We start from the raw sequence: 13268 nt of genomic DNA, 5'->3' as shown, positions 1-13268 counted from the left end.
GCGCGCGGGGGCTCAGGCCTCTGGCAGCAGCAGCCGGAAGCGCGCGCCACCGAGTACCGAGTCGCAGACATCCGCGCTGCCACCGTGCTTGGTGGCGATGATGTGGACCAGGGCCAGGCCCAGTCCGAAACCGTCGGGGTGTCGCTGCAGCTGCACGTAAGGCTGGAAGATGCGCTCACGATCGGCCGGGGCCACGCCCGGGCCGTCGTCATCCACGGCGATGACCAGCCCCGATCCAGCGACATGCAGGCTCACGACCACCTGACCGACTGCGTGCCGCCGTGCATTGCCGATCAGGTTGCCCAGCGCCAGCATCAGCGCATCGCGGTTGGCCACCAGGGTGCGCTGATGAGGGGGCTGGAAGCAGAGCTTGGGGCTGCGGTCGCCGGCGGCGGGAAAACGCTGCCCGAGCGCCTCGAACAGCCGCGCAACGTCCAGCCGGTGCGTGGCCACCCGGGGGCTGCGGCCGAACTGTGCGTAGGTCACCCCGGCAGCGGCCAATTGCTCCAGCCGCGCCACATCGGTTTTCAGGCCGTCCAGCAGTTCCGCGCCTTCCGGGTCTTCGTCGCCGATCTGCATCATGGCCAGTGCGAAGCGCATTCGTGCCAATGGGGTTCGGGTTTCATGGGCAACCGCCTGGGACAGGATCCGCTGCCCTTCCATCACGTCCTGCAGTTGCGTGGCCATGCTGGACAGCGCCTCACGCAGCGGCCGCACGAGGTGGGTACCGACGGCAGGTGCCGCGACGGCCAGCTCTCCCTGCTGGATCGCCCGCGCCATGTGCCCCAGCGCATAGACATCGCGCCACAGCCGATAGACCAGGAAATACAGGGGTAGCGCGATGGCGACGATGAAGATGCTGATCATCACCGCCGTATCCACGCGCTCGCTGTCGTACCAGGCAACATCGGCCTGCTCGGGCTCGGAGAAATCGCCCAGCACCAGCACCTGTGTGGCACCGGGAAGGCGCTGGTAGCTGAAGTGACCGTCCGGCGACAACACCAATCCCCCCTGATCCAGATGCTTCAGCGACGGCAGATCCAATACGTGCGGTGCCTCGGCGAGCGTCATGACCCGCAGCGGGTAGGCGAACTGCGTCTGCAGCAGCCGGGTCAGCTGCGGCCAATCCGCCTTGGGGGTGTCGGCATAGCGTGCATGCAGGAGATGGTGGATCCCCTGCAGCTGCGTGCGCACCTGCTGATCCTCGCCCTGCTCGGTCAGCGTTGCCCACAGGTACAGCCCGCACGCGATCAGGACGAAGTAGGCCAGTACGAAACCCAGGCAATAGCGCAGGAAGAGGCGGAAATGCCCGGTGCGGTGGATGGCGGTATCGCGGGGCGCCATCGTATTCAATCCCAGCCGGCTCGATTGAATAGATAGCCCTTGCTCCGGATGGTCTTGATGCGCTCGGGTACCTCGCCCAGATCGCCGAGCTTGCGGCGCAGCCGTGAAATGCGGGCATCGATCGAGCGATCCAGGCCGTCGAAGCCGATGCCGCGCAGGTCGCGCAGCAGATCGTCCCGGCTGAGTATCGTCCCGGCACTTTCGGCCAGGCATAGCAACAGATCGAACTCGGCCGTCGTCAATTCGATACGTGCAGATTGCAGGGTGACCTCGCGCGTATCGCGTTCGATGCGCAGCTGCCCGAAGCACAGTGTCGGACGCGTCCGTCGCTGGCCGGTGTCGCGACGCAGGTGCGCGCGTATGCGCGCCAGCAGCACTCGCGGTTCGATCGGCTTGCCGATGTAATCGTCCGCACCCAGCTCCAGCCCAAGCACCTGGTCGATATCGTCGGTGCGAGCGCTCAACATGCAGATCACCCCGCTGAAACGCGGCCGGATCGAGGCGCAGACGGCAAAGCCATCGATGCCCGGCAGGGTCACATCCAGCAGCACCACGGCCGGGTCCAGACCGGGAATGCGCTCCACCGCGCGTTCGCCGCTGAGCACATGCACCACATCGTAGCCATGGCGCACGAGATAGGCGCTGACCAGGGCGCCAAGACGCGCGTCATCCTCCACCAGCACGATATCAACCATCGCGGCGCTACCTTGTCTTCCCTGCCTGGCGCGATCCTAAGGCAGCACGAGCGGGAGCCGAGGTGTGCGCTGAACGTACCCGTCAGCCTGTGCAACCGGAAGACCCGCGTGAGGGAGAACACGCGGTGGATCCGAAGTGGAACACGTCCGTAAATGTCTTGATCGGACGGTCTTATGGCATGCGTGCGGACGCGGGGAAGACGTGCCGTGGTGTCGCGTTCCACCCGCTGTTACCGACGGTTACAAACGGTCGAGAACGGTTGCGCGACTCACACGCGCGCTGCACTGACACGTCCCCGCGGCGAACCCACGCTGTGCACTCCCAACCAAGGAGTCACCCATGTACATCAAGCGGTCCCTCATTGCCCTTTCGTTGGCCCTGGTCGCCACCACCGCCCAGGCCTCTCCTGCCGACCGCGAGGGCGCCTATGTCTACGGCGGCGTCGGCAAGGTCCACGGCCACTGGAAGGTGCCGGCAGCCGATGGCGCAGCCGGTGCGGCGCAGAAGCAGAGCGGTTCGCAGAAGGGTTACGTCCTCGGCGCCGGCTACCGCTTCGGGCCGTACCTTGCAGCGGAAACCTCTTTCGATACGACGATCGGCAACCGCCGGCAGGCCGGATCAGGCGTTTTCACCAGCCGCTCCTTCAACGTGGGCGGCGTAGGCCTGATTCCTGTTGGCGAGCATGTCGAGTTGTTCGGCAAGCTCGCGGTGGGAAGCCGTCAGCAGGGCATTCTGGCGCCGGCCGGTACGGACCAGAAGCGCGTGAAGCAGAGCACATTCGCCGCCACGCCCAGTCTCGGTGCCAACGTGTATCTGACCGACGCACTCGCGTTGCGGGCCGAGTACACGATCCCGATGTCGGCCAACAAGAAGGTTCAACAGGCCGCCGGCGTGGAGAAGATGCGCCTCAACAGCTGGAACGTGGGCATGTCCTACGCCTTCTGATCGGCAACGCCATCGCCATCGCCATCGCCGACCGCTGCGGCCGGCGGTGGCCTGTTCGCGATCCTGGCGGGAGGAATCTCTGTATGAGTGGTATCTGTGGCGTCGTCGTGCGCCCTGGAAAATGTTCGGCTGGCCTGCCGCACCGCGTGGACGCCATGAGTGCGGCGTCGCGCCACGGCGGCCGCGCGCCGTCGGCCTGGTGCGATGAGAGCAACGGCGTGGCGATGGCGCAATTGCATCAGGTGGGTGGCACGCCATCGTCCCCGCAGCGTTCCCCGTGCGGGCGCTATGTGCTGTGCCTGGACGGTACGCTGTATACCCGTGCGGCGCTGCAGCGCGAGTTTGCGACGTCGGCGGGAGCCAGCGAGGACGATGCGACGCTGCTGCTGCGCTCCATCGCTGCCCGAGGACTGCAGCGCACGTTGACCCAGTGCGATGGGGACTTCGCGCTGGCCATATGGGACCGCCAGGAACAGGTCCTGTGGCTGGCCCGCGACCGGGTCGGCGCGCGGCCGCTGTACTACGGCTGGTGCCACGGCGATCTGCTGTTCGGCATGGGGCTGGCCTCGCTGCACGGCTATCCCGGCTTCCAGGCGCCGATCAATCGCGACGCGCTGCCGCTGTTGCTGCGCTTTGGCTACATTCCCGCGCCGCACAGCATCCAGCAGGGCATCTTCAAGGTCGCTGCGGGCTGCGTGGTCCGGCTCACCCCGGCCATGCGCGCCGCGGGGGCGCAGGCCCACGACGTGCACGCGGGCGGTCGCCGCTACTGGGACGCCCGTGAGGACATCCGCACGGCCATCGATGAGCGTGCGCACATGCCGGTGTCCAGCGACGATGCGCTGGAGCGGTTGGAGATGCTCCTGCACCAGGCGGTGGCGCGGCGGACGCCAGGAGGGGGCGGCGCGGCGGCATTCCTGTCCGGAGGCACGGATTCCTCAATAGTCACCGCTGTCCTGCAATCGCAGTCCACGCTGCCGGTCGACACCTTCACGGTGGGATTCGACGATCCGCGCCACGACGAAGCCGACTGGGCGGACCAGGTGGCGGCCCGGCTCGGCACCCGGCACACCCGTCACATCCTGCGCCGGAGCGAGGCGGGCAGCCTGGTGGCGGCGCTGCCGGACATCTGGTGCGAGCCGTTCGCGGATGCGTCGCAGGTGCCGACCTTGCTGGCCAGCATGCTGGTGGCCGATCGCCATCGCGTGGTGATGACCGGCGATGGTGGGGACGAGCTGTTCCATGGGCACGGTGCGTACCAGCGCGCCATCTGCAATGCGGCGTGGAACGCGCACGTTCCCACGGCGGTGCGCAGCCTGCTGCGGCGATGGCCTGCGGCGGATCCGGAGCGGGCACGGCTGGGTGGCTGGCCTGCAGTGCGTTCGGAACTGGGCGCGGACAGTGTGGAAGCGCATTACCTGTTGCGGGTGTCGCGCTGGCGCGATCCGGCGCGCGTGGTGCTGCACGCACGCGAGCCGAGCACGGTGTTTACCGATCGCGCACGGTGGCTGGAGGCGGGCGATCCGGCGGATCGCGTGCAGTACCTGGATTTCCTGATGGACCTGGGCAACGGCATCCTGACCAAGATCGATCGCGCCGGTGCGGCGCATGGGCTGCAGACCCGTTCGCCATTGCTGGATCCGGCCGTGGCGCGCTTTGTCTGGTCGCTGCCCGGCAACCTCACGTTCGCCGGCGGCGAACACAAGTGGATTCTCAAGCAACTGCTGTCGCGGCATCTGCCCGAAAAGCTGGTGTATCGCCCGAAAAAGGGCTTTGGCCCGCCGGTCGCCGCATGGCTGGCGGGCCCGCTGTTCCCGTGGGCCAACGCGCTGCTGGATGAGCACCGGCTGCACCGCGAAGGCTTCTTCGATGCGGCCAAGGTCGCGCGGATATGGACGGAGTTCTGCGCGGGCCGACGCAAGTGGCATACCCACCTGTGGCCGATCCTGATGTTCCAGGCGTGGCTGGAACGGCACCGGCAGGCGATCGCCGAGGCCTGAACGCCGCCCAAAAAAAGACCCGACAGAGGGAGGGTTCTGTCGGGTCTGGGATTGCGTGGGGGGAGGGACCCACGCAAATTCGATGTTGTCCGGCTCAGCGGCGGGTCTTGCCCGGGCGGGGCGCGGCGGCCGCGAACGGCTGCCGGGCGAGTTCGCTGAAGGCTTCAGAGGCTTTCAGCCCCAGCCCGGCCACTTCCTGGCTGGCGCTGGTCCAACGGGCGAGGTTGTCACGTGCCAGTTGCGCGCCTTTGGGCAGCAGCGACTGCAGCGTGCCGGCATCCTGTGACTGCACGATGTCACCGAAGAACCCGCTGGTGGCGGTGATGTTCTTCTCCAGCGTCTTCACCTGCACCCCGAACATGCTTTCGGCATTTTCCAGTGCGAGCCGATGGGCACGCGTGGCCGCTGCGGCCAACTGGCGGGTGTAGTCGCTGAAGGAATCGGTGAACGCGGACGCCATGAGAGGACGGCTCGAGAACGTTGATGCAATGCAGCATACGCCGAAAATATTGCATTGCAACAACTTGTTGCCAGTTGTGGTCCGGTTTCCGGAAAACCCGTTATAAATCAACGAAGTGTGTGGGGCGACCCGCCGCGTACAGCGGGCGCGCGAGCCGGCCAGCGGCCGGCATTGCCGGCCGGACTGGGGACGGTCCGCCGGCTCAGCCGCGGTAGCGGCAGCCGGAGGTGCAGGTTTCGTGCACGGTCACTTCGCTCAGCTGCGGCAGGGCCGGCTTGAGCTCGTTCCAGATCCAGATCGCCAGGCGCTCGCTGGTGGGATTTTCCAGCCCGGGGATGTCGTTGAGGTAGTGGTGGTCCAGGCGGTCGTAGATCGGCTGGAAGGCCGCTTTGACGTCGCCGAAATCCATGATCCAGCCGGACTGCTCGCCCGGCTCGCCCTCGACCTTCAGTTCCACCCGGAACGAGTGCCCGTGCAGGCGCGCGCACTTGTGGCCCGGCGGCACGTTGGGGAGGAGGTGGGCGGCCTCGAGGGTAAAGACTTTGAAGATTTCCATAGGCGCATTGTACTGGTGGACCCGCCCGGCGGTGACGCCAACAGCCCGGCTGCCTTCACGTAAACATTTCCATCCGGATGAAGAGATGGTAGTTTCTCTTATATCCGTATGAAGAGATGTTATTGGCCGGTTCATGGCCAGGCATGGATTACTGCGGAACTCGTCGTCCACCACCCCCCTGAAGTTCATGCCCAAGCACACCCTTCTTGTAGCGGCGCTTTCCGCCGCTCTGGCTACGCCTTTGCCTGCGTTTGCCGATGCCGCCCCCGATGCAACCGCCGATGCCGCCGGCGACAGCAAGACCCTCGCCGCCGTGCGGGTCACCGGGTCCAACATCAAGCGCACCGATACCGAGTCGGCCAACCCGGTGCAGGTGATCGGTCGCCAGCAGCTGGAGGAGACCGGCAAGGCCACCGTCGCCGACGTGCTGCGCTCGATCTCGGCCAACACCGGCAACGCCAACAACGAGACCACCAACAATGGCTGGGCCTCCGGCTCGGCCGGCATCGGCCTGCGCGGCTTGTCGCAGAAGAACACGCTGGTGCTGCTCAACGGCCGCCGCCTGGCCAACTATGGCTTCCCGGCCGGCGGCCTGTCGGACACCTTCGTCAACCTCAATGCACTGCCGCTGGTGGCCGTGGAGCGCATCGAAGTGCTCAAGGACGGCGCCTCGGCCGTGTACGGCTCCGACGCGGTCGCCGGGGTGGTCAACATCATCACCCGGCAGAACTTCCAGGGCGCCGAACTCGGTGGCAGCCTGGGCACCGCCGACCAGGGCGGGCTGGATGAGCAGACGCTCAAGTTCATCGGTGGCATCGGCGACCTGGACACCGACGGCTACAACATCCTGGTCAGCCTGGAAGGCTACAACCGCGAGCGCCTGGACCAGGACCAGCGCGACCTGACCAAGTCCGGCATCTACACCGACAAACCCGGCGGGCGCTGGAACGGCTGGTCGGCCAAGGGCGCGCGCTACCTGGTCAACGGCACGTCGGTGCCGATGCTCGATGCCAACGGCAACTGCCCGGAAGGCACCACGCTGGTGGCCAGCGCGCCGATCGATGGCCTGGCCGGCAACACCTGCGGTTTCAACCAGGCCCCGTACACCACGCTGATTCCCTCGACCAAGCGCTACCAGGCCTACGTCAATGGCACCTTCAAGGTGAACGACAACGTGGAAGCCTTCGGTGAAGTGCTCTACAGCGACATCAAGGGCGTGTCCTGGTTCGGCAGCAGTCCGTTCTTCACCCTGGAAAGCGGTCGCTTCGCGCTCAACGCCGACACCGGCCTGGCCGAGCCGGTCTCCTCCAACCTGCCGGCCAGCAGCCCCTACAATCCGTACGGCCGCGCGGTGCCGATCGAGTACACGTTCTTCAACCTCGGCGCGACGATCAAGACCAACCGGTCGCAGGCCTACCGCGGCCTGGTCGGGCTGCGCGGCAGCCTGCAGAACTGGGATTGGGAAGTGGGCGCGTTCGGGGCGCGCAGCAGCGAGCGGGAAACCGTGTCCGGCGGCTTCGCCAACCGGTACGCACTGGCCGATGCGTTGGCCAGCGGCAGCTACAACCTGCTCAATCCGGCGGCCACCTCCCCGGACGTGCTCAACGCGATCAACATCAGCACGCTGCGCCCGGCCGAATCGGTGCTGCAGGGCGTGGATGCGAAGATCTCCGGGGCGCTGGGCCGTACCTGGGCCGGTGAGATCGGCTTTGCCGCCGGTGCCGAATGGCGCCGCGAGAAGCTCGATTCGAACAATCCCTGGCAGATCGACGCCGGCCTGCAGATCCGCCCGGCCATCGCCGAAGTGCATGGTGAGCGCAAGGTCACCGCCGCCTATGCCGAAGTCAACGTGCCGCTGGCCGAGCGCCTGGAACTGCAGGCCGCCGCGCGCGCCGACCATTACAGCGATTTCGGCGACGCGTTCTCGCCCAAGCTGAGCCTGCGCTGGCAGCCGTGGGACATCCTGCTGGTGCGTGCGGCCGCCTCCAAGGGCTTCCGTGCGCCGTCGCTGTCGGAGAACTCCAACAGCACCAGCATCGCCTACGGCAGCGTGATCGATCCGCGCGATCCGGACGTGCCGGGTTCGCGCCAGAACCCGACCTTCTTCACCGTCGGCAACAACGACCTCAAGCCCGAGCGCACCAGGAGCTTCAACGCGGGCATCGTGCTCTCGCCGTGGTCCAACACCAGCCTGAGCGTGGACTACTACCGCATCGAGCTGGAGAACCTGGTCGGCACCAACAACACCCAGACCCTGGTCACCGACGACGTCCCCGGCGCGGTGCTGCGCGATGAGCGTGGCAAGCTGCTGGCCGTCTACAACCGCTACCAGAACCTGAGCGAGCTGAAGACCTCCGGCATCGACGTGGAACTGCGCCAGCGCTTCCCGACCGAGCGCGCCGGCGACTTCGCGCTCAGCAGCGCCTTCACCCACGTACGCAACTACAGCCGCCCCACCGTGGTCGGCGGCCCGCTGGTGGATTACGCCGGCAGCAACCTCGGCGCCACGCTGCCCAAGAACAAGGCCACCACCAGCCTGGACTGGAGCTACGGCGACTTCCGCACCGCGCTCACCTGGTACTACACCAGCGGTTACGACCAGAAGGCCAGCGCGGCCGCTACCGCCGTGCAGGACCGCGTGGATTCCTACAGCCAGTTCGATCTGTACCTGGGCTACACCGGCATCGACAAGCTGACCGTGTACGCCAAGATCCAGAACCTGGCCGACGAGGAACCGCCGTACGACGCGTCCTTCCCGGGCATCCGCGCGCCGTACGACTTCAGCCAGTACGACCTGCGCGGGCGCTACTTCACCGTCGGTTTCGACTACCGCTTCTAACGCCTTTGTATCCAACGGGGCCGGCCGCGATGCCGGCCCCCGTTCCATGGGGAATTGCTGTGTCCTTGCATCGTCTCGTGTCACGTCCCATCCGCTGGCTGGTGGGGTCGTTGTGGTTGCTGGCAGCGCCGGCGTTCGCGCAGAGCGCGTATTTCTTTCCGCAGGGCGGCGATTTCGATCCGTCCATTCCCACCCCACAGCAGTTTCTCGGCTACGAGATCGGCAGCCGCTATACCCGGCATGACCAGCTCGTGGCCTACTTCGACGAACTGGCCAGACACTCGGACAAGATCAAGGTCGAGCGTATCGGCAGCAGCTACGAAGGTCGCCCGCTGCTGATCGCCACCATCACCTCGGCGCAGAACCAGCAGCAGCTGGAGACCCTGCGCCGCCAGCACGTCACCCTGGCCGACCCGGCGCAACCGCTGAGCGCGGCCGGCAGCAGCCCGGTGGTGGTGTGGCTGGGCTACAGCGTGCACGGCAACGAAACTTCCAGCGGCGAAGCCGCGCTGCTGACCGCCTACTACCTGGTGGCCAGCCGCAGCGCCGATACCGCGCAGTGGCTGCAGCAGGCGGTGGTGCTGTTCGACCCGGCACAGAACCCGGACGGGCGCGATCGCGCGGCGAGCTGGCACAACGCGTATGCCTCCTCACCGGCCTCGGCCGATCCGGCCGACAAGGAACATGTCGAGCCGTTCCCGCAGGGCCGCACCAATCACTATTTCACCGACCTCAACCGCGACTGGCTGGCCCTCACCCAGCAGGACACGCGGCCGAAGATCGCCTACTTCCACCGCTGGTATCCCAACGTCCAGATCGACTTCCACGAGATGGGCAAGGACAGCACCTATTACTTCGAACCGTCGCCGGCGAGCATGCACAGCCCGCTGCTGCCGGCATCGTCGTACGCGTTCAACAAGACCCTGGCCAAGTACCACGCGCAGGCGCTGGATGCGCTGGGCTCGCTGTACTACACCGGCGAGAACTTCGACAATTTCTCGCCGGTGTACGGCTCCACCTACCCGGACTTCCACGGCGCGGTCGGGGTGACCGTCGAGCAGGCCAGCTCGCGAGGCCGCGTGCAGGAATCGGTGAATGGCCTGCTGACCTTCCCGTTCACCATCCGCAACCAGGTCGCCACCGGCCTGGGGACGATCCGCGGCGCGGTGACCGAGCGCAGCGGCCTGCTCAAGCTGCAGAAGGACTTCTTCCAGTCCGCGCTGAAGCAGGCGGGCCAGCAGCCGGTCAAGGCGTTCGTGTTCGGCGATGCGCACGATCCCGGGCTCACTGCCAAGCTGCTGGACCTGCTGCTGCAGCACCAGATCACCGTGGAAGCGTTGAGCGCTGCGGTGACGGTGGATGGCCAGCGCTTCGAGCCGGGCAGCGCCTACGTGGTGCCTACCGCGCAGCCGCAGTTCCGGCTGGTCCATTCGATCTTCGCCGATACGCCGCCGATCAAGGGCGACGTGTTCTACGGCAGCACCTCCTATGCGATCGCACCGGCCTACGGCGTGGCCTTCGCCGGCAGCCGCAGCCGCATTGCCGGCGGCGCACGGGTCAGTGCCCTGGCGCCCGCGCAGGGCGGGGTAGTGGGGGGCCAGGCCGGCTATGCGTATGTGCTGGACTGGCGCGACTACAACGCCAGCCGCGCGCTGTACGCCCTGCAGGCACGCGGCCTGCTCACCCGCGCGGCGTTCCAGCCGTTCACCGCCGCGACTGCCGAGGGCGAGCAATCCTTCGCGCGGGGCAGCGTGGTAATCCCGGTAGCCGGTCAGCCACTGGCCGGGGCGGCGTTGCTCGCTGCCGTGGATGACGCCGCCCGCAGCAGCGGCGTGCGCGTGCATGCCCTGGCCAGCGGGCAGAGCCGCAGCGGCATCGACCTGGGCAGCGACAGCGTGAGGTCGCTGCGCAAACCGGCGGTGGCGCTGGTGATGGGCGAGGGTGTCAGCGCCACCGAGATCGGCTCGGCCTGGTTCGTGCTCGACCAGCAGGTGCAGCTGCCGGCCAGCAAGCTCGACCCGGCCCAACTGGGCAAGGTCGCGCTGGATCGTTACACCACCATCGTGCTGGCCGGCGGCACCTACGCCGGGGTGGACGCCACCGCGGTGGCGGCGCTGAAGCGCTGGATCAACGCCGGCGGCTCGCTGGTCACCTACGGCACCGCCGCGCGCTGGGCGATCGAACAGAAGCTGGCCGAGGAAAGCCTCGGTGAAGAGGAGAAGCAACCGGACAGCGCACGCCGTGCCTTCGGCGACCAGCGCGACATTGCCGCGATCGAGCGGGTCAGCGGCAACATCCTCAGCGCGGACGTGGACACCAGCCACCCGCTCGGCTTCGGCCTGCCGCGCACGCAACTGGCGATCAACAAGGAAAACGGCATCAGCTTCAAGCCGAGTCGCAATCCGTTCTCCACGGTGGTGCGCGTGGACGAGACGCCGCGCGTCAATGGCTATCTGTCCGAGAGCAACCGCAGCCGCGTTGCGGGCAGCGCCTGGTTGCTGGTGTCGCCACAGGGGCAGGGCAACGTGGTGCTGTTCGCTGACGACCCGGCCCACCGCAAGTACTGGCATGGCACCGAACGCCTGTTGTTGAACGCGATCTTCTTCGGCAACCAGCTCAACCCGACCAAGCCGCGCGGATAAGGCAACGGCGGACCCGTAGAGCCGACCGTTGGTCGGCTATCGCGATCCTGGTAGAGCCGACCGTTGGTCGGCTATCGGAGCACCCGAACGAACGGCAGCCGACCAACGGTCGGCTCTACGGCCCAGGCGAACGGCAGCCGACCAACGGTCGGCTCTACGGCCGGAGGTAAACCCAAGAAAAAGGGCGACGCAGATGCGTCGCCCTTTTCAATTCAACCGGTCCGCGAACGGATCAGCTGGCGCGACCGCCGCCGCTGCCCTGGCCACGGCCGCCGCCGGCATTGGCGCCGCCACGGCGCTGGCCCTGCGGCTGGCCGCCGCGCGGCGCACCGCGACCGGCACCATCACGCTGGCCGCCGCCGGTCTTCTTCGGACCGGCATGGGCGTGGCGCGGGGCCTCGGCGTGCGGGCGACGCGCGTGCTTGCGCGGCGAACGATCGCCGCCCGGCACCTCGGCCTTGCCCGGCGCGCTGTTGCCCCAACGGATCGGGGTCTGCGGCTCGAAGCCCGGCACGTCGCGGATGTCCATGTCCTTGTCGAGCAGGCGCACGATCTGGCGCAGCAGCTTGGCTTCGTCCTGCGCCACCAGCGAAATCGCCTGGCCGGTCGAGCCGTTACGGCCGGTACGGCCGATGCGGTGCACGTAATCCTCGGCCACCATCGGCAGGTCGTAGTTGATGACCTTCGGCAGCTCGTTGATGTCGATGCCGCGCGCGGCGATGTCGGTCGCCACCAGCACGGTCACCCGGCCGGCCTTGAAGTCGCCCAGGGCGCGCAGGCGCTGGCCCTGGCTCTTGTTGCCGTGGATCGCCGCGGTCTTGATGCCGGACTTGTCCAGGAACATGGCCAGCTTGTCGCAGCCGTGCTTGGTACGGCCGAACACCAGGGTCTGCTCGCGGCTGTCCTGGGCCAGCAGGTGCAGCAGCAGTTCGCGCTTGCGCGCGCCATCGACCGGATGCACGCGGTGGGTGATGGTCTCGGCGACGGTGTTCTTCGGGGTCACCTGGATCTGCGCCGGATCGCGCATGAACTCCAGGGCCAGCTGCTTGATGCTCTCTTCGAAAGTGGCCGAGAACAGCAGGGTCTGGCGGTTCTGGCGCGGCAGCTTGGCCAGGATCTTCTTGATCGACGGCAGGAAGCCCATGTCGAGCATGCGGTCGGCTTCGTCCAGCACCAGGATCTCGATGCCGGACAGGTCGACGCTGCGACGCTCGATGTGATCGATCAGGCGGCCCGGGCAGGCCACCAGCAGGTCCACGCCACGGCGCAGCACGTCGAACTGGTTGCCCATGCCGACGCCGCCGTAGATGCAGGCGCTCGGGATGCGCAGGTACTTGCTGTAGCCGCGCAGGCTGTCATGCACCTGGGTGGCCAACTCGCGGGTCGGGGCCAGCACCAGCGCACGCGGCTTGCGCGGGCCGTTGACGGCCTGCGGGTTGGTGCCCAGGTGCTGCAGCAGCGGCAGGCCGAAGGCGGCGGTCTTGCCGGTACCGGTCTGCGCGCCGGCGAGCAGGTCGCGACCTTCCAGGGCCAGCGGGATCGCCTGTTCCTGGATCGGGGTGGGGGTATCGTAGCCCTGCTCGGACAACGCGCGCAGCAGGAACGGGGCAAGGCCCAAGGATTCAAAAGACATCGGGTGGAAGCTCCAAAGACAAGGTAACGCCAGACCGAATGGCCAGACGCGAGGCAGATCAGAATGTGATCGGCTGACTCGGAGCGTTCCCGTGAACCGCGCTGCGAGAATTGGGTGCAGCCGGCGCGGTGCGCAGACTGGAATGCATGACGA

Annotated in this window: 9 protein-coding genes; 4 read left to right on the top strand and 5 right to left on the bottom strand. The window is 67.2% G+C overall.

Annotation, left to right across the window (positions count from 1 at the left end; all coding sequences use genetic code 11):
- Positions 1–12: 12 nt before the first annotated feature.
- Both AC06FD_RS17110 and AC06FD_RS17105 read right to left on the bottom strand, forming a co-directional pair.
- Positions 13–1344, bottom strand: a complete 1332-nt coding sequence (locus AC06FD_RS17110) for an ATP-binding protein (RefSeq protein ID WP_478078431.1) — start codon at positions 1342–1344, stop codon at positions 13–15.
- 5 nt (positions 1345–1349) lie between these two features.
- Positions 1350–2039: a winged helix-turn-helix domain-containing protein gene (locus AC06FD_RS17105; protein ID WP_478078430.1), complete on the bottom strand. Its 690-nt coding sequence runs from the start codon at positions 2037–2039 to the stop codon at positions 1350–1352.
- Between the two features lie 340 nt (positions 2040–2379).
- Between AC06FD_RS17105 and AC06FD_RS17100 the strand changes: the two genes are divergently transcribed.
- On the top strand, positions 2380–2985 hold the full coding sequence (locus AC06FD_RS17100; RefSeq protein WP_259207143.1) for a porin family protein: 606 nt from the start codon (positions 2380–2382) through the stop codon (positions 2983–2985).
- Between the two features lie 155 nt (positions 2986–3140).
- Entirely contained in the window at positions 3141–4985 is a 1845-nt protein-coding gene (locus AC06FD_RS17095; protein ID WP_478078429.1) for an asparagine synthetase B family protein, read from the top strand.
- A 94-nt stretch (positions 4986–5079) separates the two neighbouring features.
- Here the strand turns inward: AC06FD_RS17095 and AC06FD_RS17090 are convergent, their stop codons facing one another.
- Positions 5080–5445 (bottom strand): phasin family protein, encoded by a 366-nt coding sequence (locus AC06FD_RS17090; protein ID WP_478078428.1) that lies wholly within the window; start codon positions 5443–5445, stop codon positions 5080–5082.
- 202 nt (positions 5446–5647) lie between these two features.
- On the bottom strand, positions 5648–6001 hold the full coding sequence (queD, locus tag AC06FD_RS17085) for a 6-carboxytetrahydropterin synthase QueD (protein ID WP_394163777.1): 354 nt from the start codon (positions 5999–6001) through the stop codon (positions 5648–5650).
- Positions 6002–6188: 187 nt separating this feature from the next.
- Here queD and AC06FD_RS17080 point away from each other — a divergent pair, with 187 nt between their 5' ends.
- Both AC06FD_RS17080 and AC06FD_RS17075 read left to right on the top strand, forming a co-directional pair.
- Positions 6189–8840, top strand: coding sequence for a TonB-dependent receptor (locus tag AC06FD_RS17080; RefSeq protein WP_478078427.1), 2652 nt, complete (start codon positions 6189–6191; stop codon positions 8838–8840).
- A 59-nt stretch (positions 8841–8899) separates the two neighbouring features.
- Positions 8900–11482: a M14 family zinc carboxypeptidase gene (locus AC06FD_RS17075; RefSeq protein ID WP_394163778.1), complete on the top strand. Its 2583-nt coding sequence runs from the start codon at positions 8900–8902 to the stop codon at positions 11480–11482.
- Between the two features lie 232 nt (positions 11483–11714).
- Here the strand turns inward: AC06FD_RS17075 and AC06FD_RS17070 are convergent, their stop codons facing one another.
- The gene (locus AC06FD_RS17070; protein WP_394163779.1) at positions 11715–13115 is read right to left on the bottom strand and encodes a DEAD/DEAH box helicase; all 1401 of its coding nucleotides are present in this window, start codon (positions 13113–13115) and stop codon (positions 11715–11717) included.
- Between the last annotated feature and the right edge of the window lie 153 nt (positions 13116–13268).

It is taken from the genome of Stenotrophomonas sp. Steno-Z1 (assembly GCF_056393175.1).
The sequence above is the reverse complement of the archived record's forward strand: the minus strand, read 5'-3'. Positions and strand labels throughout refer to the sequence as shown.